This is a genomic window from Hydrogenophaga sp. PML113, assembly GCF_001777155.1.
GTDB classification, from domain to species: Bacteria; Pseudomonadota; Gammaproteobacteria; order Burkholderiales; family Burkholderiaceae_C; genus Hydrogenophaga; species Hydrogenophaga borbori.
Genome location: NZ_MIYM01000004.1, coordinates 492,715 through 518,582 on the forward strand (window position 1 = coordinate 492,715; position 25,868 = coordinate 518,582).

Consider the following 25,868-nt stretch of genomic DNA (forward strand, 5'->3'; position numbering starts at 1 on the left):
CTGCGCATTCTAGGTCGCTGTTCAGGCCCCGCTCGGGTCATGGCCTTGTCGCTGCTGCTGTCGGGCTTGGCGGCTTGCGGCCAGAAGGGTCCGCTCTACCTGCCGCCCCCCAAGAGCCCCGAGACCACGCCCAAGCCCGCCAACAATGCCCCTGTCGCCCCTGCCCGCCTTCCTGACGCAACGTCACGGTGAACTGCACATCGAGGACCTGAGCCTCGACAGCCTGGCCCGGGCCCACGGCACCCCACTCTTCGTCTACAGCCAGGCCGCCATGCTGCAGGCCCTGGGCGCGTACCAGCGAGGCCTCGCCGGGCGCTCGCACCTCATCTGCTATGCGATGAAGGCCAACTCCTCGTTGGCCATCCTGCAGACGCTGGTGCGCGCGGGCTGCGGGCTGGACATCGTCTCGGGCGGTGAGCTGGAGCGTGCGCTGGCCGCTGGCTGCGCGCCCGAACGCATCATCTTTTCGGGTGTGGGCAAGACCCGCGCCGAGATGCGCCGCGCGCTCGATGTCGGCATCGGCTGCTTCAACGTCGAGAGCCGCGCCGAGCTGACCGTGCTCGATGAGGTCGCGCGCGCGGCCGGGCGGCGCGCGCGCGTGAGCGTGCGCGTCAACCCCGACGTGGACGCGCAAACGCACCCCTACATCTCCACCGGCCTGAAGGACAACAAGTTCGGCATCGCGCACGACGAGGTGCTGGACACCTACCGGCAGGCCGCGGCCTGCAGCGGCCTTGAGGTGGTCGGCATCGACTGCCACATCGGCTCGCAGATCACGCAAGCGGCGCCCTACCTCGACGCGCTGGAGCGCGTGCTGGACCTGGTCGCCGCCATCGAAGGCCTCGGTTTGGGCCTGCGCCTGCGCCACATCGACTTCGGCGGTGGCCTGGGCATCGACTACCGCGGCGATGCGCCTCCCGCCGCCGACGCGCTGTGGGCGCAGTTGCTGCAGCGCCTGGACGCGCGCGGCTTCGGCGACCGCCAGATCCTGATCGAGCCGGGCCGCTCCATCGTGGGCAACGCCGGTGTCTGCCTGACCGAGGTGCTCTACCTCAAGCCCGGGGAACACAAGAACTTCCTCATCGTGGACGCGGCCATGAACGATTTGCCGCGCCCCGCGATGTACCAGGCCTACCACCGCATCGAACCACTGCGCGCGCGCACCGACACCGCCCCGCTCACCTGGGACGTGGTCGGCCCTGTCTGCGAAAGCGGCGATTGGCTGGGCCGTGACCGCGAGCTGGCGGTGCAGGCCGGCGATCGGCTGGCGGTGCTGTCGGCCGGCGCCTACTGCATGAGCATGGCCAGCAACTACAACACGCGCGGCCGCGCCGCCGAGGTGCTGGTCGATGGCAACCGGGCCACCGTGATCCGCCAGCGCGAAACCGCCGCCGATCAGATGCGGCTGGAAACGCCCCTGCCCTGAGGGGCCCCCCAGCGCCGCCAGGCGCGCCAGCCCAGCAGCGCGGCAAAGAGCACCGCATAGACCGCGACTTCGTTGAAGTCGTGCTTGCCCGCGCGCATCCAGAAGAAGTGCAGCACCGCCAGCGCCGCCACCGCATAGACCAGCCGGTGCAGGGCCTGCCAGCGCGGCGCCCCCAGCGCGCGGATGGCGCGGTTGAAGGACGTGGCCGCCAGCGCGAGCAGCAGCAGCCAGGCCAGCGTGCCCACGAGGATGAAGGGGCGCTTGGGGATGTCGGCGACCACCTCGGCCCAGTCGAAGCCCATGTCGAACCAGGCGTAGGCCAGCCAGTGCAGCGTGGCGTAGAAGAACACGAACAGCCCCAGCATGCGCCGAAAGCGCGCCAGCGCCGGCCAGCTTAGGGTGACGCGCAGCGGCGTCACCAGCAGCACCAGCACCAGGGCGCGCAAGGTCCAGTCGCCCAGGGATCGGATCAGCGCCTCGGCGGGGTTGGCGCCCAGGCGGTCGGCCGCCGCGGCCCAGAACAGCCAGGCGAAAGGCAGGAGCCACACGGCAAATACCAGGGGTTTGGCCAGCGGGTGCAGCAGCGCCCGCTGGACCGCGGCGCGGTTCAGCCAACGCCCCGCGGGCCACGCGGTACGGGCCCCTTCGGGCGGCCGGGCGGAGCCCATGGCCTCAGTAGAACTTGCGCAGGTCCATGCCGGCGTAGAGCTGGCCCACCTGCGCTTCGTAGCCGTTGAACATCAGCGTCGGGCGGCGCTTGGCGAACAGGCCACCGCCTTCGCCAATGCGCCGCTCGGTCGCCTGGCTCCAGCGCGGGTGCGCCACCTGCGGATTCACGTTGGAGAAGAAACCGTACTCCTGCGGCGCCGCCAGATTCCAGGAGGTGCGCGGCTCCTTCTCGACGAAGCGGATCTTCACCAGCGACTTGCCGCTTTTGAAGCCGTACTTCCAGGGCACCACCAAGCGCACGGGCGCGCCGTTCTGGTTGGGCAGCACCTCGCCGTACAGACCGAAGGCCAGCAGCGTGAGCGGGTGCTGCGCCTCGTCCAGGCGCAAGCCTTCCACATAGGGCCACTCCAGCACGTTGGCGCGCAGGCCGGGCATCTGCTGCCTGTCGGCCAGCGTCACGAACTCCACGTACTTCGCGCTGCCCTGCGGCTCCACGCGCTTGATGAGCTCGGCCAGAGAATAGCCTTGCCAGGGCAGCACCATCGACCAGCCCTCGACGCAGCGCAGGCGGTAGAGGCGCTCTTCCATGGGCGCCAGCTTGAGCAGGGCGTCGAGGTCGAAGCGGCCGGGCTTGTTCACCAGGCCCTCAACCTCCACCGTCCAGGGACGGGTCCTGAGCTTGCCCGCGTACTGCAGCGGGTCGCTCTTGTCGGTGCCGAACTCGTAGAAGTTGTTGTAGCTGGTGGCATCCTCGTAGCTGGTGGGCTTTTCCACCGTGGTGGCCCCGGCCACCGAGGACATCTTGCCCGGCAGAGCGGCCAGTTTGCCGGGGCGCGCCGGCGACGCCTGGGCCCAGGCATCGCGCGAAGCCCAGGCCACGCCCGCGGCGGCCAGGCCGGCCAGCCATTGGCGGCGCCCCAGGTAGGCGTGGCGCGGGGTGATTTCGCTGCTGCGCGGATGGACGAAACCGTCGCGGTCGGTTCGGATGATCATGGCCGTGTCCTCAGTGGCGCGCGGACGCGAGGGATGCCGCGCCCGCCAACCCGTCTGTCGTGTGATCCGCCGAAACCTTACGCGGTTCCGGGCTCAGAGGGTGCCGTAGCTGTGCAAACCCGAGAGGAACATGTTGACGCCGATGAAGGCGAAGGTGGTGATGGCCAGGCCCACCAGCGCCCACCAGGCGGCCACGGTGCCGCGCAAGCCTTTCATCAGCCGCATGTGCAGCCAGGCCGCGTAGTTGAGCCAGACGATCAGGGCCCAGGTCTCCTTCGGGTCCCAGCTCCAGTAGCCGCCCCAGGCCTCGGCGGCCCACAGGGCGCCCAGCACGGTGGCGATGGTGAAGAAGGCGAAGCCGACCGCGATGGCCTTGTACATCACGTCGTCCAGCACCTCGAACGAGGGCAGGCGCTCGGCGATGCGGCCGCGCACCGACAGGATGCCGCCCACAATAAACGCCGACACGCCGAAGTAGATGAACCAATAGACGCCGCCTTTGTCGGTGGCGCCCTGGCGGAACACCAGCGGTTCGAAGCACAGCACCACGCCCAGCACCCACAGGGGCGCCAGCTTGTACCAGCGGGTCTCGCCGGCGCTCTGCTTGATGAGGTAGGCGAAGGCCAGCATGGCCGCGATGGCGAAGGTACCGTAGCCGATGAAGTTGGCCGGCACGTGCAGTTTCATCCACCAGCTCTGCAGCGCGGGCACCAGGGGCTGGATCTCGTGCGCCTCGCGCACCACCGTGTACCAGAGCAGGAAGCCCACGGCCGCGCTCACGATCAGCATGGCGAAGGCACCCATGCGGCGCGTGCCGTACTGCTGCTCGTAGTAAAGGTAGAAGGCCGCCGTCATCCAGCAGAACAGCACGAACACCTCATACAGGTTGCTCACCGGGATGTGGCCGATGCCGGGGCCGATCTGGTGGCTTTCGTACCAGCGCACCAGCGAGCCGATGAGCGCCAGGCCCACCGCCACCCAGGCCAGGCGCGAGCCCAGCGCCTCCAGGGCATCGCCCGCGCGCGTGAACATGCCCAGCCAGTAGAAGGCGGTGCTCATGAAAAACAGCACGCTCATCCACAGGATGGCCGACTGGCTGGAAATAAAGTACTTGAGCAGGAAGACCTGATCGCCGCGCGCCAGGTCGGCGCCGCCGCCTGGGGCCTGGTACAGCCAGATGGCCAGCAAGGCGAAGGCCGCGACCACCGCCGCCAGCTTCTGCAGCGGGCGCCAGAACCAGCCCAGGGCGACCATGCTCGGCACGGTGCCGGCAAGGATCCACTTCTCGTAGATGTCCATGGCGCCGCCATAGCGCAGGAAGGCCAGCACGGCGCCGGCCAGCACGAACGCGGCGAACAGCCAGTCCCAGCGGTTGCGGCGGGCGAAATAGCCAGGGGCCAGTTCGGCGCCGCCCGAGGACTTCTTGAGCGTGATGGTTTGCGTGGCGGTGGTGGTGTTCATGCGGTCACCTGGAAAGCAATTGGGTCTTGAGCTGTTCGAACTCGCGGTCGGCGTCCAGCGTCTTGCGGTTGGTGGACAGGGCCATGCTGGCCTGCGCCCCCTGCCCGCTCGGCGTCAGCCAGACCCACAGGCGGCGCTCGCGGACGTAGAGCATGGCAAAGACGCCGATGATGAGCAACAGGCAGCCCAGGTAGACGACGGTCTGACCCGGGGCGCGGGCCACCTGGAAGACGCTTGCCTGCACATGGGTGAAGTCCGTCAGCTCGAAGGCCATGGGCGCCGGGTAGAAAAAGGTGTCGGACAGGCTGATCACCGCCTGCGTCATGAAGCGCTGGGCGGGTTCGTCGCGCGCCAGCGGCGCCAGGCCGGCCTTTTCGCGGCTGAGCTGCAGCAGCTCGAACAGGGTGCCGTTGAGGATGCGCACCAGCACGTCGCTGGCGCGCTCGCGCTCGGCCTCGGGCACGTTGGCCTGCAGGAAAGCGGCCACGGCCTGCAGGCCGCCGCTCGCCTCGCGGGGGGCACTGCCGTCGGCGCCCTTCATGGCGCTCGCGCCGTTCGGGCCATTCGCCGCCACCGCGTCCGCCACCGGCGTGACGCGTTCCGCGCCCGAAAACAGCGCCAGCGCGCGCGAGGCCGAGGCCACCAGGGCCTGCTCCAGGTCCGCGCGGCCCGGCTCCACCGACTGCGCGGCGTAGCGGCGCACGGCCTCGGCGCGCAGCGCCGGGTCGCTCAGCGCGGCGCGCAGCCGCACGAAGCCATCCAGGCTGTCGTTCTCGTCGGCCGGCACGCGCAGGTAGCGGAAGCTGTCCTGTGGTGTTTCGCGCAGGCCCAGCAGGTAAACGCGCTGGCCATCGAGCTCCATCGGCAGCATGTAGTTGTGGTATTCCACCGCCTGGCCCGCCGCGTCGCGCAGCTTGTAGGTCACGCTGGGCCCCACGTTGCGCAGGGTCTTCTCGGTCACGGTCTTGTGCGCGGCGCCGAGGCGGCTTTCGATGGACTCGCGCAGGTCGACCTTGCGCACGTCGGCCCCGCTGCCGGTGGCGGCGAAGTTCTCCACGTTGATGACGCGCAGGCTGGTGAACTCCAGCGAGAGCTTCTGGTCGCCGTTGCTCAGTTCGGTGGATCCGCCGATGATGCCTTCGACCTCGAAGGGTTTGCCCGGGCCATTGATGGGCACGGCCTTGAGCTTCACGCGAGAGCCGCCGTCGTCGAAGCTGGACTGGTAGATCGCCACGCCGCGGTGGAAGGCCGGGTGGTTCACCTCCACGCGGGCGTTCTTCTGCTCACCGGTCTCGCGGTCGTGGATCACGATCTCGCTGGCGAACAGCCGCGGCATGCCGGTCTCGTAGTACTCGACGATGAACTTCTTGAGTTCCACCGAGAACGGCAGCTCCTGCAGCAGCACGCCGCCGGGCTGCGTGAGGATGGCCGTGCTGGACGCGGTGCCTTCGGTCACCAGCAGATTGCCGCGGAAGGTGGGGTTGGCGGTGGACAGCCGGTACTGCTCGGGCACGTCGGCGATCAGGCCGCCGCCCTGGTAGATCTGCTTGCCGTTGAACCAGGTCTGGGCGCGCACCATCAGGTCACCGTCCAGCAGGCCGCCGATGCACACCATCACGATGGCGCTGTGCGCCGCGATGTAGCCCCACTTGTTCGCGGCGCCGGCCTTGGCCGCCAGCATCCAGCCGGTGCCCTGGGGCGTCTCGCGCGACTGCAGTTTCACCTTCCAGCCCGAGCCCAGCAGCGCCTGGCCCATGCGGTTGGCGGCGGCCTCGGGCGCCTCGGCCAGCTCGCCCTGCGCCTTGTGCGGGAAGGCCTTGAGGCTTTGCTCGCGGATGTTTTCCTTGTAGGCCTTGAGGTCGGCCAGGATCTTGGGCGTGTTGCGCGCAATGCACAGGCTGGTACTGACCACCAGGAAGGCCAGGATCAGCAGGAACCACCAGGCGCTGTAGACGGTGTAGAGGTTGGCCGCCGCGAACACGTCGGCCCAGAAGGGGCCGAACTGGTTGACGTAGTTGTTGTAGGGCTCGTTCTGCTTGACCACCGTGCCGATGACCGAGGCGATGCAGATCACCGTCAGCAGCGACACGGCAAAGCGCATCGACGACAGCAGCTCGACCCAGTCGCTCAGGCGCCGCGGGGCGGAGCGCAATTCCAGGCCTTGGGTGGAGACGGTCATGGGAGAAACACGTGGGGCAGAAAAAAAGGCGCGTCCCGTACGGACAGCGCCCTATCAGATGGCTTTCATGGCCGGCGGTTCAATTCATCGAGCGACGGGGCCGCATTGTGGGGCCAAACATCACTTGGTGCTTATATCCCAGGCGGGCCGAAGGGGCGCGGCCGGGGCCGCGCCACGCGCTTCAGCGCAGACCAGCGATGTAGTCGGACACCGCCTTGATCTCGCGGTCGGTCATCTTGGCGGCCACGCCGGCCATTTGCGGGTTGTTGGCGCGCGAGCCGTCGCGGAAGTGGCGCAGCTGCGTTTCGGTGTATTCGGCGTGCTGGCCGGCGATGTGCGGGAACTGCGAGGGAATGCCCGCGCCGTTCGGGCTGTGGCAGCCCGCGCAGGCGGCGATGCCGCGGTCGGCCAGGCCGCCGCGGTAGATGCGCTCACCCAGCTTCACCAGTTCGGCATCGGAGGCAAAGCCCTCCTTGGCTTTCTGCGAGGCCAGCCAATAGGCGATGTTGCGCATGTCGTCGTCGGACAGCGAGGCCGCCATGCCCTGCATGATCGCGTTCTTGCGCTTGCCGGACTTGTATTCCTGCAGCTGCTTGATGAGGTACTCGGGATGCTGCTGCGCAAGCTTGGGATTGGCCGGCGTGGTGGAATTGCCGTCCGCCGCGTGGCAGGCCACGCACACGGCGCCATAAGAGGCGGAGCCCTTGGCGAGGTCGGGCTTGGCCGACTGCGCGTGCGCGCTCAGGGACAGGGCGGCGGCCGCGGCAGCGACCAGGAGGGAGGCATGCAATTTCATGTCGGGCTGTCGGTGCGGTCGACGAATACGTGGGGCGCCTGGACCCCGTTCGGGGCGCTCGGCTGGACAAAACCCGCGGATTTTACAATGCGCTCCCAAACTGGCTCCCAATGACCCACGACCTCACTGCGGACCCCGGCCGCGACCCACGACTGGCGAACGGCTGGCTGCACACCGCCCGCTTCCTTACCACCGCCCCCCAACTGGAGCATCTGCCGGCCCTCGAGGTGCCGGAGATCGCCTTCGTCGGGCGCTCGAACGCGGGCAAGTCCACCGCCATCAACACCCTCACCCAGCAAAAGCGCCTGGCTTTCGCCTCCAAGACGCCTGGGCGCACGCAGAGCATCAACCTGTTCTCCCTGGGCAAGCAGGGCGCCACCGACGCCGTGCTGGCCGACCTGCCCGGCTACGGCTACGCCGCCGTGCCGCGCGAGGCCAAGATCCGCTGGCAGCGCGTGATGGCCAACTACCTGCTCACCCGCCCCAACCTGGTGGCGGTGGTGCTGCTGGTGGACCCGCGCTTGGGCCTGACCGAACTCGACGAGGCCCTGCTGGAGGCCATCCGCCCGCGCGTGGAGCAGGGCCTGAAGTTCCTGCTGCTGCTCACCAAGGCCGACAAGCTCACGCGCACCGAGGCCAACAAGGCCTTGTCGATCGCCAAGCTGCAGTCGGCCGGCGGCGAAGCGCGGCTGTTCTCCGCGCTGAAGAAGCAGGGCCTGGACGAGGTGGCCATGCTGCTGTGGCGCTGGACGCATGAGCCGCCCGGCGGCGCCGCCCTCGAGGCCGACACCGACGAGCCGGACGAGGTGGCCTGAAGGCCGCGACTAGAACAGATAGAAGGGTGGCGCGCCCGGCGGGCGCGTCTTGAACCGCTTGTGCACCCAGTAGTACTGCTCGGGCGCCTCGGCGATGAAGCCTTCGAGCCGGCGGTTCATCTCGGCGGTGTCGGCGGTCACGTCGCCCGTGGGATAGTCGGCCCAGGGCGAATGCACCGTGACCTCGTAGCCATCGGGCACCAGCCGCGCCGTCACGGGCACCACCTGCGCGCCGCCCAGGCGCGCCAGACGCGGCAGCGAGGTGAGCGTGGCCGCCGGCACGCCGAAGAAGGGCACGAAGACCGCGTCGCGCTCGCCATGGTCCATGTCGGGCAGCAGGTACAGCGGTAGGCCCTCGCGCAGGGCCGTGGCCAGGGCGCGCAGGCCCTGGCGCTTGCCCACCACGTGCGGGTTGCCGAAACGCTGCCGGCCCTCGGCCATCCAGCGGTCCACGTCGGCGTTGAGCTGCTCGGCGTACAGGCCGCAGAAGCGGCGCGACAGGTGCGCGGTCAGTGCCGTCCAGCCGGCGTCCATGCCCACGAAATGGGGCGCGAAGATCACCGTGGGCGCCTGACCCTCCAGGGCCTCGAGGTCGCCGCGCAGCAGCAGGCGGCGCTTGACCACGTGGCCGGGGGCTTCCCACAGCCAGCCGCGGTCCAGCCAGGCCTGGGCGAAGAACACGAAATGGCGCCGGATGGCGGCGTCGCGCTCGGCCTCGGAATGGTCCGGGAAGCAGGCGGCCCAGTTGGTGCGGGCGATGCGCCGCCGCCGCGTGGCCACCACGTGCAGCACGCTGCCCAGCGCCCAGCCCAGGGCACGCACCCAGTGCAGCGGCAGGCGCGCCAGCAGGCGCATGAGGCCCAGGCCCAGCCGGTTGCTCAGCCGCGCCGGCGGTCCGGTGTCGGGGGCGGGCGCGGGGGACGGGGTGGAGGTCGGCATCAGCGCGGTGGCTTGTAGCGGTCGTACGACCACAGGTACTGGGCGGGCGATTCTCGCACCAGGGATTCCATGGCCGCGTTGACGGCGGCGGCCGCGGCCTGCGGGTCGGCCGGCAGCGGCTCGGCCAGCGGCCGCACGTGCACCACGTAGCCCTGGCCCCAGGGCAGGCGCTCGCCCCAGCTCAGCAGCACCTGGGTGTCGCCCGAGCGCGCCAGCCGGGCCGACAGGGTCATGGTGTAGGCCTCGCGCCCGAAAAACGGTGCCCATGTGCCCAGGCCCTTGGGCGGCACCTGGTCTGGCAACAGGCCCACGGCCTCGCCCGACTTCAGCGCCTGCACCAGCTGGCGCACCCCCGACAGGGTGGTGGGCGCCGTGCGCAGGCCGGGGCGCTCGCGCGAGTGGTCCACCAGCGCGCGCAGCCAGGGTTGGCGCGCGGGACGGAACAGCACGGTCATGGGCCGGCGGGCGCCGAAGCGCGCAGCGTAGGCCTGGGCGGTGATCTCGAAGCAGCCCAGGTGGGGGGTGAGGAACAGCAGGCCGCGCCCGGCGGCCGACGCGGCCTCGATGTGCTCGGCGCCGTCCCAGCGCACCGGCGCCGGCGCGCCCAGCCACAGCCGGGGCAGTTCGGCGACCAGCTTGCCGGCCTCGGCCACCGAGCGCCAGGCCACGACCGGCGGCATGCCCGCCTGTCGGGCGTTGGCCAGCAGCCGCCGCCGGTAGCGCGGCGACAGCAGGAAGCTCAGCCAGCCCAGGACCACCCCCGCGCCGTGCAACAGGGGCAGGGGCAGGCGGCTGCCCAAGGCAAACAAAAGACGGATCAGCGTGACCAAGTGGGGGACGCCAGCGGGGCCGGCTGAACTAGAATCGCCGGATCGCCGAGTTGATGAACTGATTGCGGGGCGATTCACAAATACCGCTAAAGCGTTCGCCGACTTCTGACAGACCGGCAAACGCCGATCCGACAACCTCAGGAGTTTAAATGGCGAGCGACTTCCTCTTCACGTCCGAATCCGTGTCCGAAGGCCACCCCGACAAGGTGGCGGACCAGATCTCCGACGCCATCCTCGACGCGATCTTCGAACAGGACCCGCGCAGCCGCGTGGCCGCGGAGACCCTGACCAACACCGGTCTCGTGGTGCTGGCCGGCGAGATCACCACCAACGCCCACGTCGACTACATCCAGGTCGCGCGCGACACCATCAAGCGCATCGGCTACGACAACACCGAATACGGCATCGACTACAAGGGCTGCGCGGTGCTCGTGGCCTACGACAAGCAGTCCAACGACATCGCCCAGGGCGTGGACCACGCCTCCGACGACCACCTCAACATCGGTGCCGGCGACCAGGGCCTGATGTTCGGCTACGCCTGCGACGAGACGCCCGAGCTCATGCCCGCGCCGATCTACTACGCGCACCGCCTGGTCGAGCGCCAGGCGCAGCTGCGCAAGGACGGCCGCCTGCCCTTCCTGCGTCCGGACGCCAAGAGCCAGGTGACCATGCGCTACGTGGACGGCAAGCCGCACAGCATCGACACCGTGGTGCTGTCCACCCAGCACTCGCCCGACCAGAGCGAGACGCCCACCAAGATGAAGGCCAGCTTCAACGAAGCCATCATCGAGGAGATCATCAAGCCGGTGTTGCCCAAGGAGTGGCTCCAGGACACCAAGTACCTGATCAACCCCACCGGCCGCTTCGTCATCGGCGGCCCGCAGGGCGATTGCGGCCTGACCGGCCGCAAGATCATCGTCGACACCTACGGCGGCGCCTGCCCGCACGGCGGTGGCGCGTTCTCGGGCAAGGACCCGTCCAAGGTGGACCGCTCGGCCGCCTACGCCGCACGCTACGTGGCCAAGAACATCGTGGCCGCGGGCCTGGCCAAGCAGTGCCAGATCCAGGTCGCCTACGCCATCGGCGTGGCGCGCCCCATGAACGTGACCGTCTACACCGAAGGCACCGGCGTCATCCCCGACGAGCAGATCGCCCAGCTGGTGCAGGAGCATTTCGACCTGCGCCCGAAGGGCATCATCCAGATGCTGGATCTGCTGCGCCCCATCTACGCCAAGACCGCCGCCTACGGTCACTTCGGCCGCGAGGAGCCGGAGTTCACCTGGGAAAAAACCGACAAGGCCGCCACGCTGCGCGCCGCGGCTGGGCTCAAGTGAGCCCGGCGATCGCGCAGCGGTGTGAGCAAAAACCCCGAAGCGGCGGCCTGAAGTAAGCCGAAACGCCTCATATGCAGCCCCGCCGGCGAGAGCCCGCGGGGCTTTTTCGTGCGGAAATGCGCTGGAAACACCCCGCTATTGCTCGGCGGGCTGGCTGAATTTTTCCGTTCGGCGTCCGATATCCACCGGCAAGGACCCCTTTTTTCCGAGCCAACCGTACCGGAGCCTTCATGGAGATCGACCTGTCCCTCACCGGCCCCGCCGGCGACAGCGCCAGCGCCCAGTGCCTGTTCGACCAGGCGCCGTGCGGCCTCGTCGCGCTGGACGCCGAGCTGCAGTGCCTGCGCGCCAATGGCACCCTGCTGCGCTGGCTCGGCCATGCCGACGCGCCCGCGCAGGCCCTGGCGGGGCTGTTCGAACCGGCCGACCACGGCAGCCAGCAGCAGGCGCGCCTGCACCTGGACCTGCTGCGCCAGACGGGTGAGCCGCAGACGCTGGACGTGAGCCTGCGCCGCGCCGACGGCAGCGTGTTCCGCGCCCGCCTCAGCTCCACGGCCGTGCGCGACGCCGATGGCCATTTCCTGCACAGCAGCAGCCTGGTGATGCCCGCGCCCGAACCCGTGGCGCCCGCGGCCGCCGCCTCGCCCGCCGAGGCGCTGTTGCGCGGCGTCATCGACCGCGTTCCCGCGCGCCTGGCCTACTACGACAAGGACCTGATCTGCCGCTTCGCCAACCTGGCGCACGCGGCGCGCTATGGCAAGCGACCCGAGCAGGTGGTGGGCTCGCACCTGAGCGAGGTGGTGCGCCCCGATCTGCTGCCCGAAATCCTGCCGCGCGTGGCCGCCGCCCTCAGCGGCGAGCGCCAGAGCTTCGAGGCCGAGCGCCTGGACGCCGCCGGCCAGCGCTGCTACTTCGAGATTCACTACATCCCCGACCAGCAGGGCGACGAAGTCAAGGGCCTGCTGATCGAGCTGCACGACATCAGCGAGCGCCGCCGCACCGAGGAGCTGGTGCTCCACGCCAACCGCGACCTCGAGGACCGCGTGCGCGAGCGCACCACCGAGCTCTACGAAAGCGAGCAGCGCTACCGCCTGATGGTCGATGCGCTGCAGGACTACTGCATCTACTTCATCGACGACGCCGGCCGCATCACCGAATGGACCGAAAGCGCGCAGCGCCTGCACGGCCACCCGCGCCCGCAGATCCTGGGCCAGCGCTTCGACACGCTGATGAGCAGCGACAACGCGGGCGAGGACGAGGTCGACGCGGGCCAGGTGCTGCGCCTGGCCAAGTCGCACGGCCAATGGGAGTCGCGCGGCTGGCGGCTGCGCTCGGACGGCTCGCGCTTTTGGGCCCACACCGTGGTCACCGCGCTGCGCAACCAGCAGGGCGAGCTGCGCGGCCTGTCGTGCATCACGCGCGACATGACCGCGGCCAAGAACCTCGAGGACGTGATGAACGACCTCAACCGCGAACTGGAAAAACGCGTGGCCGAGCGCACGCGCCAGCTGGTGGCCGCCAACAAGGACCTCGACGTCTTCTCGCACATGGTCTCGCACGACCTGCGCGCGCCGCTGCGACACATCAGCAGCTTCACCAGCCTGCTCAACGAGCAGCTCGGCGAGTCCGACGAGCCCATGGTCCAGCAGTGCCTGCAGTCCATCGGCAAGTCGACCAAGCGCATGAGCCAGATGATCGAGGGCCTGCTGGAGTACGCGCGCCTGGGCCGCGTCGCCATCGAGTCGCAGCCCGTGCCGCTGAGCCCGCTGCTGCACGGCGTGGTGGCGCACCTGCGCCAGGAGAACGCGCAGCGCCAGATCGAGTGGGTCATCGACCCCGATCTGCCCATGGTGCGCGGCGACGCCATGCTGCTGGCCCAGGCCTGGGGCAACCTGCTGGACAACGCGGTGAAGTACACGCGCAAGCACCCCAAAGCGCGCATCGAGGTGGGCTGCAAGGTCAACCCGGTGGGCGGGCACATGTTCTACGTCAGCGACAACGGCGCCGGCTTCGACCTGGAAAAGGCGCACAACCTGTTCGTGATGTTCCAGCGCCAGCACCACTCGATGGATTTCGAGGGCAACGGCACCGGACTGGCATTGACGCAGCGCATCATCGAGCGCCACGACGGCCGCATCTGGTGCGAGACCGCGCCGGGCCGCGGCTGCACCTTCTACTTCACCCTGCCCTTCGACGGCGCGGAGCCCGCCCCGGCGTTCACCGTCTCGGCCATGGCCGCGCTGGCGGCCTGAGCGCCTGCCCCCACGGGCAGCGGCCGGGATAATCCCCGGCCATGCCCGCTTCCCCCTCCCTGTTCGACCTCGGCGCGCGCACGGCCCTCGTCACCGGCGCCACGCGTGGCCTGGGCCGCGCCATCGCCGGCGCCCTGGCCGCGCACGGCGCGCGCGTGTGGCTGGGCGGGCGCGACGCGGCCGCCCTGACCGCGGCGGCCGAGGCCATCGGCCCGAACGCCCGCGCCCTGCCCTTCGACGTGTCCGACCACGCGGCCGCCAGCGCCGCCGTGGCGCGCGTGCTGGCCGAATCCGGCCGCCTGGACATCGTGGTCAACGCCGTGGGCCAGCGCCGCCGCGAACCGCTGCAGGCCCTGCCCGCCCAGGCCCTGCGCGACATGCTCGAGTCCAACCTGGTGGCCGCCTGGCACCTGTGCCGCGAGGCCGCCGAGCCCATGCGGCGGCAGGGCCACGGGCGGCTGATCAACATCACCTCCATCGCCGGCCCGCTGGCGCGCGCCGGCGACGCGGCCTACACCACCAGCAAAGGCGGCCTGGAGGCCATGACGCGCGCGCTGGCGGCCGAACTGGGGCCGCATGGCATCACGGCCAACGCCATCGCCCCGGGTTACTTCGCCACCGAAACCAACGCGGCCATGGTGAACGACCCGGGCGTGGCCGACTGGCTGCGCCAGCGCACCTCCGTCGGCCGCTGGGGCCGGCCCGAGGAGATCGCCGCCGCCGCGGTGTTCCTGGCTTGCGATGCCGCCAGCTACGTCACCGGCCAGGTGGTGGCCGTGGACGGCGGCTACCTCGCGCACTTCTGAGCGCCGCCGCGTGGCGGCCCCGCCACGCGCGCCGCGCGTTCGATCACCAAGGCGTCGCGCAGCGCCATCCACCCCCCGTTTCCGGCCTTCAACCCCTTCGACGGCGGCCGATTCTCCGCAGCACAGTTCCCTTCATTTCTAGGAGCCGCCATGCGTGTGAATCTCCCCGTGTCGCAGCGCGAGTACCCACTCGCCGAACGGATGACGCTGCTGTCCACCACCGACACCGACAGCCGCATCACCTACGTCAACGAGGCCTTCGTCACCGTCAGCGGCTTCACGCGCGACGAGCTGCTGGGCCAGCCGCACAACCTGGTGCGCCACCCCGACATGCCGGTGCAGGCCTTCGAGGACATGTGGCGCACGCTGCGGCGGGGCCAGGCCTGGTCGGCGCTGGTGAAGAACCGCCGCAAGGACGGCGACCACTACTGGGTGCGCGCCAACGTCACGCCGCTGCACCGAGACGGCCGGCTCAGCGGTTACCTCTCGGTGCGCACCACGCCCTCGCGCGCCGAGATCGACGAGGCCGAGCACTGGTACGCGCGCTTTCGCGAGGGCCGGGCCGCGGGCCACGGCTTTCGCCAGGGCCTGCTGGTGCGCACCGGCCCGCTGGCCTGGCTGGACTGGGACCGCACGCTGGGCACCGGCACGCGCGCCGCGCTGCCGCTGGCGCTGTGCGCCGCCGCGGGCTGGGCGCCGCTGCTGGCCGGCGTCCCCGCCGGCGCGGGCGCGCTGGCCCTGCTGGCCGCGCAGGCCAGTGCGCTGGCGCTGGGCCTGGCCTGGTACCGCGCGCAGTTCGGGCGCCCGCTGCGCGAGCTGGGCGAGTACGCCCAGGCCCTGTCCTGTGGCCAGATGCCACCGCCCCACACGGCGCGGCGCCTGGACGCCATCGGCCGGCTGCAGCGCTCGCTGAACCAGGCGGCGCAGAACATGAAGGCCCTGGTCGACGACGTCGGCATCCGCGCCGCGCGCGTGGCCGCGGCCAGCCAGCAGATCGCCACCGGCAACGACGACCTCAACCACCGAACCGACCAGGCCGCGGCCTCGCTGCGGCAGACGGCGGCCTCCATGGACGAGCTCTCGGACAGCATCCAGCGCAACACGCGGGCCGCGCAGCTCGCCGCGGCGCGCGTGCACGAAGCGTCCGAGGTCGCCCTGGCGGGCGGCCACGCGGTCAAGGACGTGGTCGGCACCATGGACGGCATCGCCCGCTCGAGCCAGCGCATGGGCGAGATCATCGGCGTGATCGACGCCATCGCCTTCCAGACCAACATCCTGGCGCTCAACGCCGCCGTGGAGGCGGCGCGCGCGGGCGAGCAGGGCCGCGGCTTCGCCGTGGTGGCCGCCGAGGTGCGCGGCCTGGCCCAGCGCAGCGCCGATGCCGCGCACGAGATCCGCGCCCTGATCGCGCAGGCCATCGACACGGTGGAGGCGGGCGTACGCAAGGTCGACGCCGCGGGCGAGACCATCTCGCGCACCAGCGGGCGCGTGAGCGACGCCCACGCGCTGATCGACGAGATGGGCGCCGCCGCCACGCACCAGGCCAGCCGCGTGGCCGAGGTCGGCCAGGCCATGGCCGAACTCGATCAGCTGACCGCGCGCAACGCCGCCCTGGTGGAAGAGCTGCTGGCCGCCGCGCACAGCCTGCGCGGCGAGGCCAGCCGCCTGGACGCGGCCGTGGGCGTGTTTGCCTAGGCCGTGCCGGCCTGGGTGTCCGCCCCCTCGGGCCCGCCCGGCCCGAGCAGGCGGCCATGCCAGCGGTCGATCTTCACGAACTGCCCGCCTTCGATCAGCAGGCCGATGTGCCGCGCGATGGTCTCGCGCCGCGTGCCCAGCATGCGCGCCAGCTCGGTGTGGCTGGGGATGCGGAAGGCCGCGCGGCCTTCCTCGTGCGCGATGAGGCGCAGCGCCTCGCCGAGCTGGGCCGTGACGTTGCCGCCGCGTGGCACGCGCGACCAGTCGGCCAGGTTGTCGACGTAGCGCGCCAGGGCCTGGAACAGGCAGCGGCGGAAAGCCCGGTCGCCCATGGCGATCTCATCGACCAGCCGCACCGGGATCTCGCAGACCCGCGCCGGCGTGATGGCCACCAGCGTGAGCGCGGCGGGCTGGCGGTACAGGTTGTTGAGCCCGGCCACATGGCCCTTGCCCAGCAGGCAGACCGGCCGCTTCTCGCCGCGCGCCGCGCGCCGCAGGCCCTGGAACAGGCCCAGCTTGACCACTTTTACGCTGAGCGAGCGCAAGCCCTGCTCCTCGATCTGCCCGCCCAGGGGCACGGCGCGCTCGACGATCTGACCTTGCAAGGCGGCGATGCGCTCGGCCGGCAGGCTGGAGACGATGCAGCGCTGGCGCGTCGAGCAAAGGTCGCAGCGGCCACCGGCGGACGCGGCGGCCTTGGTCATGGCGTGGGCAGACATGGCCGCGATTGTTGACTCGGCCCGGCACGCGCGCTACGACTTTTGTGGCACCCCGGTGTGCGTTCGATCACTAAGGCAGCGGGATCGCCCCCATGAATGCCGCCGCTGGCGCCATGATGGTCCGGGGAAGGTCGTGCCGACCCGGCCTGACGCCGGCGGCGCGGCCGGGTTTCCGCCCGCGAGGGCCCACCTGGCGTCCCGGCGGGGACGGTGCCATGCTTGCATCAGACATCGGCTTTGAGAATCTCGGTTCGTGGCTGCAGGTGCTGCAGCGCATCGTCGAACACAGCGCCAACATGGTCGTCATCACCGACCGCGATCAGCGCATCCGCTGGGTCAACCGCGCCTACTCGGCCGTCACCGGCTGGCCACTCGACGAGGTGCAGGGCAAGCGCGCCAGCGAGTTCCTGCACGGTCCGCTGACCAGCCAGCGCGCCACCGCGCAGCTCAAGACCGCGCTGTCGGGCGGGCGCGCGGTGTCGGGCGTCGAACTGGTGAACTACCGCAGGGACGGCCAGGCCTACACGGTGCTGCTCAACATCGAGCCCATCCACGACGGGCATGGCAACGTGGCGGCCTTCTTCTCGATCCAGACCGACATCAGCGAGCGCAAGCGCCTGGAGCTGGCCAACGCCAGCCTGCAGCGCCACCTGGACGCGGCGCAGAAGCTCGCGCGCCTGGGTCGCGTGGAGTACGACCACGAGAGCGCGCGCACGCGCTGGTCGAACGAGGTTTTCGAGCTGCTGGACCGCGCGCCCGACGACGCGCCGCACGACTTCGCCGAGCTGATGGAGGCCGTGCCCCCTGAGCGGCGCGAGGGCCTGCGCCACAAGCTCGCGCAATCGCTGCGCACCGGCGAGGCCTTCGACGAGGAGTTCCCGCTGCTCAGCGCCCAGGGACAGCGGCGCTGGGTGCGCTGCCGCGGCATCCCGGACTTCACCGGTGAGGGCTACCGCCTGCCGGCCACCTGGACGGTGCAGGACGTGACCGTCTACTACGAGCTATTGGAGGAGCGCCAGCGCACCAACGAAACCTTGAACCGCGTGGTCGGCGAGCGCACGCGCCAGCTCGAGGAGGCCAACCGCACGCTCACCGACTTCTCGCACGCCATCTCGCACGACTTGAAGAAGCCGATCCGCCACATGGTGAGCTTCGCCGAGATCCTGCAGAGCATGCTGGACGCCGGCGACCTGGAGCAGGCCCGGCTGTACGGCGAGAAGGTGCGCGCCGCCGGCCGCCACCTGCAGACCCTGGTGGAGGCGCTGCTGCGCTTCTCGCGCCTGGGCCGCCACGCGGTGGACAAGCAGCCCCTGGCCCTGCGCCAGACGATCGAACCGCTGGTGGCGGAGGCCCTGGCCACGCACCCCGGGCGGCGCATCGAGTTCAGCGGCCTGGACAGCCTGCCCGTGGTGATGGCCGACCCAGTGCTGATCCACGAGGTCTGGGTCAACCTGATCGACAACGCCGTGAAGTACTCCGCCCAGCGCGATCCCGCGCGCATCGCCTTCGGCTGCCGCGAGGAGGCCGCGGGCTGGGACGTCTGGATCCAGGACAACGGGCGCGGCTTCGACCCCAGCCAGCACGAGCGCATCCTGCAGATGTTCGGCCGCGCCTGCGAAGACCCCGAGATCGCGGGCGACGGCATCGGCCTGGCGCTCACCCAGCAGATCGTCGACAGCCACGGCGGGCGGCTGTGGGGCGCGTCCGCGCCGGGCGAGGGCGCGACCTTCCACGTCTGGCTGCCCAAGCCCGCCGCGCCCTGAACCGGGCGCCGGGCCACCGCCCGGCCGGCACGGGCGGTTCTTGAAACCGTCACACCCGCCCTTATCATTAGCACTCGCTGGCGCCGAGTGCTAACATCCGCGCCCGTGCCCTGGTTCCAAGCCGGGGCCCCCTTTTTCCCCTAGCCCTCTTTTCCATTCAGGAGATGCAATGAAACTTCAGCCTCTCGGCGACCGCGTGGTCGTCAAGCGCGTCGACAGCGAAACCAAGACCGCCTCGGGCATCGTCATCCCCGACGCCGCTGCCGAGAAGCCCGATCAGGGCGAAGTCCTGGCCGTGGGTCCGGGCAAGACCGGTGACGACGGCAAAGTCCGCGCCCTGACCGTCAAGGTGGGCGACCGCGTGCTGTTCGGCAAGTACAGCGGCCAGACCGTCAAGGTCGACGGCGACGAGCTGCTCGTCATGAAGGAAGACGACCTGTTCGCGGTCGTCGTGAAGTAATTCCCCTCCCCCCTGATTCGTACTGAAGGAGCCAAACATGGCAGCAAAAGACGTGGTTTTCGGCGGTGACGCCCGTGCGCGCATGGTCGAGGGTGTGAACATCCTGGCCAACGCCGTCAAAGTGACCCTGGGCCCCAAAGGCCGCAACGTGGTGCTCGAGCGCTCGTTCGGCGCCCCCACCGTCACCAAGGACGGTGTCTCGGTCGCCAAAGAGATCGAACTGAAGGACAAGCTCCAGAACATGGGCGCGCAGATGGTCAAGGAAGTCGCTTCCAAGACCAGCGACAACGCCGGTGACGGCACCACCACCGCCACCGTGCTGGCCCAGGCCATCGTGCGCGAAGGCATGAAGTACGTGGCCGCCGGCATGAACCCCATGGACCTCAAGCGCGGCATCGACAAGGCCGTCGTGGCCCTGACCGAGCAGCTGAAGAAGGCCTCCAAGGCCACCACCACCAGCAAGGAAATCGCCCAGGTCGGCGCCATCTCCGCCAACTCCGACGAGTCCATCGGCAAGATCATTGCCGACGCCATGGACAAGGTCGGCAAGGAAGGCGTGATCACCGTGGAAGACGGCAAGTCGCTGGACAACGAACTCGACGTCGTCGAAGGCATGCAGTTCGACCGCGGCTACCTGTCGCCCTACTTCATCAACAACCCCGAGAAGCAGGCCGCCCTGCTGGACAACCCCTTCGTTCTGCTCTTCGACAAGAAGATCAGCAACATCCGCGACCTGCTGCCCGTGCTGGAGCAAGTCGCCAAGGCCGGCCGTCCGCTGCTGATCATCGCCGAGGAAGTCGAGGGCGAAGCCCTGGCGACCCTGGTGGTCAACACCATCCGCGGCATCCTGAAGGTTGTGGCCGTCAAGGCGCCGGGCTTCGGCGACCGCCGCAAGGCCATGCTGGAAGACATCGCCATCCTCACCGGCGGCAAGGTCATCGCTGAAGAAGTGGGCCTGACGCTCGAGAAGGTGACCCTGGCCGACCTGGGCCAGGCCAAGCGCATCGAAGTGGGCAAGGAAAACACCACCATCATCGACGGCGCCGGCGCCGCGGCCGACATCGAGGCCCGCGTCAAGCAGATCCGCATCCAGATCGAGGAAGCCACCAGCGACTACGACCGCGAGAAGCTGCAAGAGCGCGTGGCCAAGCTGGCCGGCGGCGTGGCCGTGATCAAGGTCGGCGCTGCCACCGAGGTCGAGATGAAGGAGAAAAAGGCCCGCGTGGAAGACGCGCTGCACGCCACCCGTGCCGCCGTGGAAGAAGGCATCGTGGCCGGTGGCGGCGTGGCACTGCTGCGCGCCCGCCAGGCCGCTGGCGCCATCAAGGGCGACAACGCCGACCAGGACGCCGGCATCAAGCTGATCCTCAAGGCCATCGAAGCCCCGCTGCGCGAGATCGTGGCCAACGCCGGCGGCGAGCCGAGCGTGGTGATCAACGCCGTGCTGGGTGGCAAGGGCAACTACGGCTTCAACGCCGCCAACGACACCTACGGCGACATGATCGAGATGGGCATCCTGGACCCGACCAAGGTGACCCGCACCGCGCTGCAGAACGCCGCGTCCGTCGCTTCGCTGATGCTCACGACCGAGTGCATGGTCGCCGAGGCGCCGAAGGAAGACGCGCCGGCCATGCCCGGTGGCGGCATGGGTGGCATGGGCGACATGGGCGGCATGGGCATGTAATTGCGCCTTGCCTGAGGGCGCATGGCGGCGTTGCAGCCGCTTGCCGTGGCTCTGCCACCGTCAGCGCGGCTGCGCCTTGCCCTGCTCCCTCAGGCTGCGTCGTTGGAGCGTTTTGGCGTTCCTCGAAGCAGCCGGCCAAAAAAACCCCGCGAGCGATCGCGGGGTTTTTCTTTTGGGGCCGCCGCTTGGTGCGGGGCTCAGACCATCAAGGCTTCGAGCTTGACCGTGTCGGCCGCGAAGGCGCGGATGCCTTCGGCGAGTTTTTCGGTGGCCATGGCGTCTTCGTTGAGCGCGTAGCGGAAGCCCGCCTCGTCGTAGCGCACGGGCGCGATGTCCAGGCGCTTCGCCGCCTCGGCGTCGAGCGCGCGCGACAGCGGCGCCTCGCTGGCCGCGAGCTGGGCCAGCAGCTCAGGGCTGATGGTGAGCAGGTCGCAACCCGCCAGCGCAGTGATCTGGCCCACGTTGCGAAAGCTCGCACCCATCACTTCCGTGGCCACGCCGTGGCGCTTGTAGAACTCGAAGATGCGGCGCACCGAGCGCACGCCGGGATCGTTGGCGCCGGCGTTGGCGGCCTCGTCCCACTGGGCGCCGGCCTGCTTCTTGTACCAGTCGTAGATGCGGCCCACGAAGGGCGAGATCAGGCGCACGCCGGCCTGGCCGCAGGCCACGGCCTGCGGGAAGGAGAACAGCAGCGTGAGGTTGGTGTGGATGCCTTCGCGCTCCAGCTGCTCGGCCGCGCGGATGCCTTCCCAGGTGGCGGCGATCTTGATCAGCACGCGTTCGCTGTCCACGCCCTCGGCGCGGTACAGGGCGATCAGGCGACGCGCGCGCTCAAGCGTGGCGGCGGTGTCGAAGCTCAGGCGCGCATCGACCTCGGTGGACACGCGGCCGGGAATGAGCTGGAGGATCTCGACGCCGAAGCGCACCAGCAGCCGGTTCATCAGCTCCACCTTGTCGGCCGCGCCGTGGCGCGCAATGGCCTCGGCCAGCAGCGGCGCGTACTCGGGCTTTTGCACCGCCTTCAGTACGAGCGAGGGGTTGGTGGTGGCGTCGCGCGGGGCGTAGGCCGCCAGTTGCCGAAAGTCGCCGGTGTCGGCGACCACGGTGGTGAACTGTTTGAGGGCGTCGAGCTGGTTCATGGGCGGATTATGGCGCCGCCAGGTAATAAAATTTCAGCCATTCGGACCACCTGGTAACACGCCATGCTCGACCGCATCAAGGCCTCGATGCCCTCGCTCGCCCCGGCCGAACAGCGCGTGGCCAAGCTCGTGCTGCAAGACCCGCGCAGTTTCGCCAGCCTGCCGGTGAGCGAGCTGGCCGAGCGCGCGCACGTGAGCAAGCCCACGGTGGTGCGCTTCTGCCGCAGCATGGGCTACGACGGCCTGTCGGATTTCAAGCTGAAGCTGGCAGGCACCGTGAGCGAGGGCGTGCCCTTCATCCACCGCAGCGTGGACGCCGACGACAAGACCAGCGACGTGATGGTCAAGCTCATCGACAACACCGTGGCGGCCTTTCTCAAGTACCGCAACGACGCCTCGCACCACGCGATCGAGCGCGCCGTGGATGCGCTCGTGGCCACGGGCAAGGCGCGCGGGCGCATCGAGTTTTACGGCGCGGGCAACTCGGGCATCGTCGCGCAGGACGCGCAGCACAAGTTCTTCCGCCTGGGCATCAACGCCGTGGCCTACAGCGACGGCCACATGCAGGTGATGGGCGCCTCGCTGCTGGGACCGGGCGACTGCCTGGTGATCGTGTCGAACTCGGGCCGCACGCGCGACCTGATGGATGCGGCCGACATCGCGCGCCGCCACGGCGCCACGGTGATCACCATCACCACCAGCGGCTCACCCCTGGCGCAGGCCGGACACATCCACCTGGCGGCCGACCACCCCGAGGGATACGACCGCTACAGCCCCATGACCTCGCGGCTGATGCACCTGATGGTGATCGACATCATGGCCACCTGCCTCGCGCTGCGCATCGGCGGCGCCAAGCTGCAGCCGCTGTTGCGCGAGATGAAGAACAACCTGCGCAACAAGCGCTACGCCTGAGCGTCAGATCCGCCCCTCCTCCACCGCGTGGCAGGCGATGCGGATGCCGCCGATGTCCTTCAGCACCGGGCGCTCGTGGCGGCAGCGGTCGTTGGCGTGCGGGCAGCGCGGGTTGAAGGCGCAGCCGCTCGGTGGGTTCAGCGGGTTGGGCACCTCGCCCTGCACCGGCGTGCGCGCCTTGCCGGTGTCGTGCATCTTGGGGATGGCGTCGAGCAGCATGCGCGTGTAGGGGTGGCGCGGGCTCTCGAACAGCGTGTGCTTGGGCGCCAGCTCCACCAGGCGGCCCAGGTACATCACGCCCACCTGGTCGCTCACATGGCGCACCACGGCCAGGTTGTGGCTGATGAACAGGTAGGTGAGGCCGCGCTCGCGCTGCAGGTCCTTCATGATGTTGAGCACCTGCGCCTGCACCGACACGTCCAGCGCGCTGGTGGGCTCGTCGCAGACCAGGAAGTCCGGCTGCGTGGCCAGGGCGCGCGCGATGGAAATGCGCTGGCGCTGGCCGCCGCTGAACTGGTGCGGGTACTTCAGGCTGTCGTGCGGGCTCAGGCCCACCGAGCGCAGCAGCTCATCGACGCGGTCGCGCAGCTTCGCCGCATCGGTTTCGATCTGGTGCTCGCGCAAAGGCTCGGCGATGATGTCCTGCACGCGCCAGCGCGGGTTCAGGCTGGCGTACGGGTCCTGGAAGATCATCTGGATGCGCCGGCGCAGCACGCGCCCGGCGGGCGTCTTGAAAGCGGCGTGCGCGTCCTGGTTGTCGAACTGAAAGCCCCCGCGCGTGGGCTCGTACAGGCCCACCAGCAGGCGCGCCACAGTGCTCTTGCCGCAGCCGGATTCGCCCACCAACGCCAGCGTCTGGCCGCGCGGGATGTCGAAGCTCACGCCGTCGACGGCGCGCAGCAGCTGGCGCGGCTTGCGCTCCAGCACGCGGTTGAGCCAGGGTGGCGAGACGTCGAAGGTCTTGGCCAGGTCGGTGGCGCGCACCAACGCGGTGGCATCGGTGGTCACGGCGGTACTGTTCATGCCGCGGCTCCCGAGGCCTGCAGCCAGCAGGCCGCGCGCGTGGCGCCCGCGTCCATGAGGTCGGGGCGCTCGACATGGCAGCGGTCGAACACGCGCTCGCAGCGCGGGTTGTAGGCGCAGCCCTTGGGTATGGCGTTGAGGCGCGGCATGGCGCCGTCGATCTGGTGCAGCCGCTCGCGTTCCTGGCTCATGTCGGGGATGCAGGCCATCAGGCCACGGGTATAGGGGTGGGCCGGCTGGTTGATCACCTCGTGCACGGGGCCGATCTCGGCGATGCGCCCGGCGTACATCACGGCCACGCGGTCGCAGGTTTCGGCGATCACGCCCATGTCGTGCGTGATCAGCATGACGGCGGCGCCGCGCTGTTTGCAGATGCTCTTGAGCAACGTGATGATCTGCGCCTGGATGGACACGTCCAGCGCGGTCGTGGGCTCGTCGGCGACGATGAGCTGAGGCTCGGCCGCCAGCGCCAGCGCGATGACCACGCGCTGGCGCATGCCGCCGCTGAACTGGTGCGGGTAGTGGTCGATGCGCTGCTCGGCCGCCGGAATGCCGGTGTCCCGGAGCAGCTGGATCGCGCGCCCGCGAGCCTCGGCAGCGTTCACCGGCAGGTGGGTGGTGATGGTTTCGATCAGCTGGCGGCCCACCGAGTACAGCGGGTTCAGCGAGGTCAGCGGGTCCTGGAAGATGGCGCCGATCTTGCGCCCGCGGATGCGCCGCATCTTTTCGTGCGGCAGGTTGTCGATGCGCTGGCCTTCGAGCAGGACCTGGCCCGAGGCGATGCGCCCGGGCGGCTCCAGCAGGCCAATGATGGACGCACCGGTGAGCGACTTGCCCGCGCCGGACTCGCCCACCACGCCCAGGATCTCGCCGGGCGCGATGTCGAAGGAGATGTCGTCGAGCGCGCGCAGGGTGCCGCGGCGCGTGGGGAACTCGACGACCAGGTTCTTGACTTGCAGCAGGCTCATGGTCAGCGCAGCCTTGGGTTGAGAGCGTCGCGCAGCCAGTCGCCCAGCAGGTTCACGCTGAGCGCGATGAGGATGAGCATGAGGCCGGGGAAGATGGTGATCCACCACTCGCCGGAGAAGAGGTAGTCGTTGCCCACGCGGATGAGCGTGCCCAGCGAGGGCGAGGTGGGTGGCGCACCCACGCCCAGGAAGGACAGCGTTGCCTCGGTGATGATGGCCGTGGCCACCTGGATGGTGGCCAGCACCAGCACCGGGCCCATGACGTTGGGCAGCACGTGGCGGCCCATGATGCGCAGCGGCGCCACGCCGGTCACGCGCGCGGCCTGCACGTATTCCTTGCTGCGCTCCACCAGCGTGGAGCCGCGCACCGTGCGGGCGTACTGCACCCAGCCGGCCAGGGTGATGGAGATGATGAGCACGCCGAAGGCCAGCGTCTCGTGCGCGTTGGGGAACAGCGCGCGGCCCACGCCGGCGATCAGCAGCGCGATGAGGATGGGCGGGAACGACAGCATCACGTCGCACAGGCGCATCAGGAAGCCATCCAGCCAGCCGCCCACGAAGCCGGCCAGCAGGCCCAGGGTCACGCCGATGAGCACCGACAGCACCACCGAAGCCAGGCCCACCGCAAGCGAGATGCGCGCGCCGTACATGAGCGCGGAGAGGATGTCGCGGCCCTGGTCGTCGGTGCCCAGCAAGAACTGCGAATTGCCGCCCTCCTGCCACACGGGCGGCAGGCGCGCGTTCATCAGGTCCAGCGTGGCCAGGTCGAAGGGGTTGTGGGGCGCGATCCACGGAGCGAAGACCGCGCAGACGACACAGATGAGCGCGATCACCGCCGCCACGATGGCCGTGGGCGAGGTGCGAAAGCTGTACCCGACGTCGCTGTCGAGCGCGCGGCGAATGAGGGCGATCAAGGAAATGTCCCGAAAGAAGATGCGGATCGGAAGGTCAGGGCCAGCGCGGAGCCGGCTGCGCCGGGCCGCTGCTGGCGCCCCCCCTGGAGGG

At 69.7% G+C, this 25,868-nt stretch carries 23 protein-coding genes; 11 read left to right on the top strand and 12 right to left on the bottom strand.

The window, feature by feature from the left end; translation table 11 throughout:
* Positions 1-39: 39 nt before the first annotated feature.
* A complete protein-coding gene (locus BHU06_RS22095) occupies positions 40-192 on the top strand; it encodes a lipoprotein (protein ID WP_116958532.1) in 153 nt (50 codons plus the stop codon).
* A complete protein-coding gene (lysA, locus tag BHU06_RS10835) occupies positions 146-1,426 on the top strand; it encodes a diaminopimelate decarboxylase (protein WP_070399168.1) in 1,281 nt (426 codons plus the stop codon). Before BHU06_RS22095 ends, lysA begins: the two co-directional genes overlap by 47 nt.
* Here lysA and BHU06_RS10840 read toward each other — a convergent pair.
* From BHU06_RS10840 to BHU06_RS10860, 5 genes are all read right to left on the bottom strand, one after another.
* Positions 1,396-2,037: a sulfite oxidase heme-binding subunit YedZ gene (locus BHU06_RS10840; RefSeq protein WP_070399238.1), complete on the bottom strand. Its 642-nt coding sequence runs from the start codon at positions 2,035-2,037 to the stop codon at positions 1,396-1,398. The two genes, lysA and BHU06_RS10840, sit on opposite strands and share 31 nt — an antisense overlap.
* 61 nt (positions 2,038-2,098) lie before the next feature.
* On the bottom strand, positions 2,099-3,088 hold the full coding sequence (gene msrP / locus BHU06_RS10845; RefSeq protein ID WP_070399169.1) for a protein-methionine-sulfoxide reductase catalytic subunit MsrP: 990 nt from the start codon (positions 3,086-3,088) through the stop codon (positions 2,099-2,101).
* A 93-nt stretch (positions 3,089-3,181) separates the two neighbouring features.
* Positions 3,182-4,549 carry a c-type cytochrome biogenesis protein CcsB gene (ccsB, locus tag BHU06_RS10850; RefSeq protein WP_070399170.1) on the bottom strand — a complete coding sequence of 456 codons (1,368 nt, stop codon included), beginning with the start codon at positions 4,547-4,549 and terminating at the stop codon, positions 3,182-3,184.
* A 4-nt stretch (positions 4,550-4,553) separates the two neighbouring features.
* Positions 4,554-6,728, bottom strand: coding sequence for a cytochrome c biogenesis protein ResB (locus BHU06_RS10855; protein ID WP_070399171.1), 2,175 nt, complete (start codon positions 6,726-6,728; stop codon positions 4,554-4,556).
* A gap of 181 nt (positions 6,729-6,909) precedes the next feature.
* A complete protein-coding gene (locus tag BHU06_RS10860) occupies positions 6,910-7,524 on the bottom strand; it encodes a cytochrome c (protein ID WP_070399172.1) in 615 nt (204 codons plus the stop codon).
* A gap of 110 nt (positions 7,525-7,634) precedes the next feature.
* Between BHU06_RS10860 and yihA the strand changes: the two genes are divergently transcribed.
* Positions 7,635-8,339, top strand: a complete 705-nt coding sequence (gene yihA, locus BHU06_RS10865; protein WP_070399173.1) for a ribosome biogenesis GTP-binding protein YihA/YsxC — start codon at positions 7,635-7,637, stop codon at positions 8,337-8,339.
* A gap of 9 nt (positions 8,340-8,348) precedes the next feature.
* Here the strand turns inward: yihA and BHU06_RS10870 are convergent, their stop codons facing one another.
* Together BHU06_RS10870 and BHU06_RS10875 are read right to left on the bottom strand one after the other, a co-directional pair.
* Positions 8,349-9,278 (bottom strand): lipid A biosynthesis acyltransferase, encoded by a 930-nt coding sequence (locus BHU06_RS10870; RefSeq protein ID WP_083293154.1) that lies wholly within the window; start codon positions 9,276-9,278, stop codon positions 8,349-8,351.
* On the bottom strand, positions 9,278-10,108 hold the full coding sequence (locus BHU06_RS10875; RefSeq protein WP_083293155.1) for a lysophospholipid acyltransferase family protein: 831 nt from the start codon (positions 10,106-10,108) through the stop codon (positions 9,278-9,280). The genes BHU06_RS10870 and BHU06_RS10875 overlap by 1 nt, the downstream gene beginning before the upstream one ends.
* 149 nt (positions 10,109-10,257) lie before the next feature.
* Between BHU06_RS10875 and metK the strand changes: the two genes are divergently transcribed.
* The 4 genes from metK (at position 10,258) to BHU06_RS10895 (ending at position 16,195) form a co-directional block, all read left to right on the top strand.
* On the top strand, positions 10,258-11,442 hold the full coding sequence (gene metK / locus BHU06_RS10880; protein ID WP_070399174.1) for a methionine adenosyltransferase: 1,185 nt from the start codon (positions 10,258-10,260) through the stop codon (positions 11,440-11,442).
* A 230-nt stretch (positions 11,443-11,672) separates the two neighbouring features.
* Complete coding sequence (locus tag BHU06_RS10885; RefSeq protein WP_070399175.1) at positions 11,673-13,694, top strand: PAS domain S-box protein; 2,022 nt, start codon at positions 11,673-11,675, stop codon at positions 13,692-13,694.
* Between the two features lie 41 nt (positions 13,695-13,735).
* Positions 13,736-14,500 (top strand): SDR family oxidoreductase, encoded by a 765-nt coding sequence (locus tag BHU06_RS10890; protein WP_070399176.1) that lies wholly within the window; start codon positions 13,736-13,738, stop codon positions 14,498-14,500.
* A gap of 150 nt (positions 14,501-14,650) precedes the next feature.
* Positions 14,651-16,195 (top strand): methyl-accepting chemotaxis protein, encoded by a 1,545-nt coding sequence (locus BHU06_RS10895; protein WP_070399177.1) that lies wholly within the window; start codon positions 14,651-14,653, stop codon positions 16,193-16,195.
* Here BHU06_RS10895 and BHU06_RS10900 read toward each other — a convergent pair.
* Positions 16,192-16,914 (bottom strand): Crp/Fnr family transcriptional regulator, encoded by a 723-nt coding sequence (locus BHU06_RS10900; protein ID WP_139147045.1) that lies wholly within the window; start codon positions 16,912-16,914, stop codon positions 16,192-16,194. The two genes, BHU06_RS10895 and BHU06_RS10900, sit on opposite strands and share 4 nt — an antisense overlap.
* Before the next feature lie 215 nt (positions 16,915-17,129).
* On the opposite strand from BHU06_RS10900, the gene BHU06_RS10905 reads away from it, so the two are divergent.
* The 3 genes from BHU06_RS10905 to groL all read left to right on the top strand — a co-directional run bounded on the left by BHU06_RS10905 (position 17,130) and on the right by groL (position 20,821).
* Entirely contained in the window at positions 17,130-18,677 is a 1,548-nt protein-coding gene (locus BHU06_RS10905; protein ID WP_175442835.1) for a PAS domain S-box protein, read from the top strand.
* A gap of 169 nt (positions 18,678-18,846) precedes the next feature.
* Positions 18,847-19,137 carry a co-chaperone GroES gene (gene groES, locus BHU06_RS10910; protein ID WP_070399180.1) on the top strand — a complete coding sequence of 97 codons (291 nt, stop codon included), beginning with the start codon at positions 18,847-18,849 and terminating at the stop codon, positions 19,135-19,137.
* A 37-nt stretch (positions 19,138-19,174) separates the two neighbouring features.
* Positions 19,175-20,821, top strand: a complete 1,647-nt coding sequence (gene groL / locus BHU06_RS10915; protein WP_070399181.1) for a chaperonin GroEL — start codon at positions 19,175-19,177, stop codon at positions 20,819-20,821.
* A gap of 197 nt (positions 20,822-21,018) precedes the next feature.
* On the opposite strand, the gene tal is transcribed toward groL, so the two are convergent.
* A complete protein-coding gene (gene tal / locus BHU06_RS10920; protein ID WP_070399182.1) occupies positions 21,019-21,960 on the bottom strand; it encodes a transaldolase in 942 nt (313 codons plus the stop codon).
* A gap of 63 nt (positions 21,961-22,023) precedes the next feature.
* On the opposite strand from tal, the gene BHU06_RS10925 reads away from it, so the two are divergent.
* A complete protein-coding gene (locus BHU06_RS10925) occupies positions 22,024-22,872 on the top strand; it encodes a MurR/RpiR family transcriptional regulator (RefSeq protein ID WP_070399183.1) in 849 nt (282 codons plus the stop codon).
* A 3-nt stretch (positions 22,873-22,875) separates the two neighbouring features.
* Here BHU06_RS10925 and BHU06_RS10930 read toward each other — a convergent pair whose 3' ends face one another.
* Genes BHU06_RS10930 through BHU06_RS10940 form a run of 3 tightly spaced genes read right to left on the bottom strand, consistent with a single transcriptional unit; the run spans position 22,876 to position 25,777 of the window.
* The gene (locus tag BHU06_RS10930) at positions 22,876-23,895 is read right to left on the bottom strand and encodes an ABC transporter ATP-binding protein (RefSeq protein ID WP_070399184.1); all 1,020 of its coding nucleotides are present in this window, start codon (positions 23,893-23,895) and stop codon (positions 22,876-22,878) included.
* Complete coding sequence (locus tag BHU06_RS10935) at positions 23,892-24,863, bottom strand: ABC transporter ATP-binding protein (RefSeq protein WP_070399185.1); 972 nt, start codon at positions 24,861-24,863, stop codon at positions 23,892-23,894. Before BHU06_RS10935 ends, BHU06_RS10930 begins: the two co-directional genes overlap by 4 nt.
* A 2-nt stretch (positions 24,864-24,865) precedes the next feature.
* Positions 24,866-25,777 (bottom strand): ABC transporter permease, encoded by a 912-nt coding sequence (locus BHU06_RS10940; protein ID WP_070399186.1) that lies wholly within the window; start codon positions 25,775-25,777, stop codon positions 24,866-24,868.
* Between the last annotated feature and the right edge of the window lie 91 nt (positions 25,778-25,868).

What these genes read in the sequence shown, in the direction of transcription:
- BHU06_RS22095 (WP_116958532.1), top strand. Translation starts at nt 40, where the DNA reads ATGGCCTTGTCGCTGCTGCTGTCGGGCTTGGCGGCTTGCGGCCAGAAG.
- lysA (WP_070399168.1), top strand. Translation starts at nt 146, where the DNA reads ATGCCCCTGTCGCCCCTGCCCGCCTTCCTGACGCAACGTCACGGTGAA.
- msrP (WP_070399169.1), bottom strand. Translation starts at nt 3,088, where the DNA reads ATGATCATCCGAACCGACCGCGACGGTTTCGTCCATCCGCGCAGCAGC.
- ccsB (WP_070399170.1), bottom strand. Translation starts at nt 4,549, where the DNA reads ATGAACACCACCACCGCCACGCAAACCATCACGCTCAAGAAGTCCTCG.
- BHU06_RS10855 (WP_070399171.1), bottom strand. Translation starts at nt 6,728, where the DNA reads ATGACCGTCTCCACCCAAGGCCTGGAATTGCGCTCCGCCCCGCGGCGC.
- BHU06_RS10860 (WP_070399172.1), bottom strand. Translation starts at nt 7,524, where the DNA reads ATGAAATTGCATGCCTCCCTCCTGGTCGCTGCCGCGGCCGCCGCCCTG.
- yihA (WP_070399173.1), top strand. Translation starts at nt 7,635, where the DNA reads ATGACCCACGACCTCACTGCGGACCCCGGCCGCGACCCACGACTGGCG.
- BHU06_RS10870 (WP_083293154.1), bottom strand. Translation starts at nt 9,278, where the DNA reads ATGCCGACCTCCACCCCGTCCCCCGCGCCCGCCCCCGACACCGGACCG.
- metK (WP_070399174.1), top strand. Translation starts at nt 10,258, where the DNA reads ATGGCGAGCGACTTCCTCTTCACGTCCGAATCCGTGTCCGAAGGCCAC.
- BHU06_RS10885 (WP_070399175.1), top strand. Translation starts at nt 11,673, where the DNA reads ATGGAGATCGACCTGTCCCTCACCGGCCCCGCCGGCGACAGCGCCAGC.
- BHU06_RS10890 (WP_070399176.1), top strand. Translation starts at nt 13,736, where the DNA reads ATGCCCGCTTCCCCCTCCCTGTTCGACCTCGGCGCGCGCACGGCCCTC.
- BHU06_RS10895 (WP_070399177.1), top strand. Translation starts at nt 14,651, where the DNA reads ATGCGTGTGAATCTCCCCGTGTCGCAGCGCGAGTACCCACTCGCCGAA.
- BHU06_RS10900 (WP_139147045.1), bottom strand. Translation starts at nt 16,914, where the DNA reads ATGTCTGCCCACGCCATGACCAAGGCCGCCGCGTCCGCCGGTGGCCGC.
- BHU06_RS10905 (WP_175442835.1), top strand. Translation starts at nt 17,130, where the DNA reads ATGCTTGCATCAGACATCGGCTTTGAGAATCTCGGTTCGTGGCTGCAG.
- groES (WP_070399180.1), top strand. Translation starts at nt 18,847, where the DNA reads ATGAAACTTCAGCCTCTCGGCGACCGCGTGGTCGTCAAGCGCGTCGAC.
- groL (WP_070399181.1), top strand. Translation starts at nt 19,175, where the DNA reads ATGGCAGCAAAAGACGTGGTTTTCGGCGGTGACGCCCGTGCGCGCATG.
- tal (WP_070399182.1), bottom strand. Translation starts at nt 21,960, where the DNA reads ATGAACCAGCTCGACGCCCTCAAACAGTTCACCACCGTGGTCGCCGAC.
- BHU06_RS10925 (WP_070399183.1), top strand. Translation starts at nt 22,024, where the DNA reads ATGCTCGACCGCATCAAGGCCTCGATGCCCTCGCTCGCCCCGGCCGAA.
- BHU06_RS10930 (WP_070399184.1), bottom strand. Translation starts at nt 23,895, where the DNA reads ATGAACAGTACCGCCGTGACCACCGATGCCACCGCGTTGGTGCGCGCC.
- BHU06_RS10935 (WP_070399185.1), bottom strand. Translation starts at nt 24,863, where the DNA reads ATGAGCCTGCTGCAAGTCAAGAACCTGGTCGTCGAGTTCCCCACGCGC.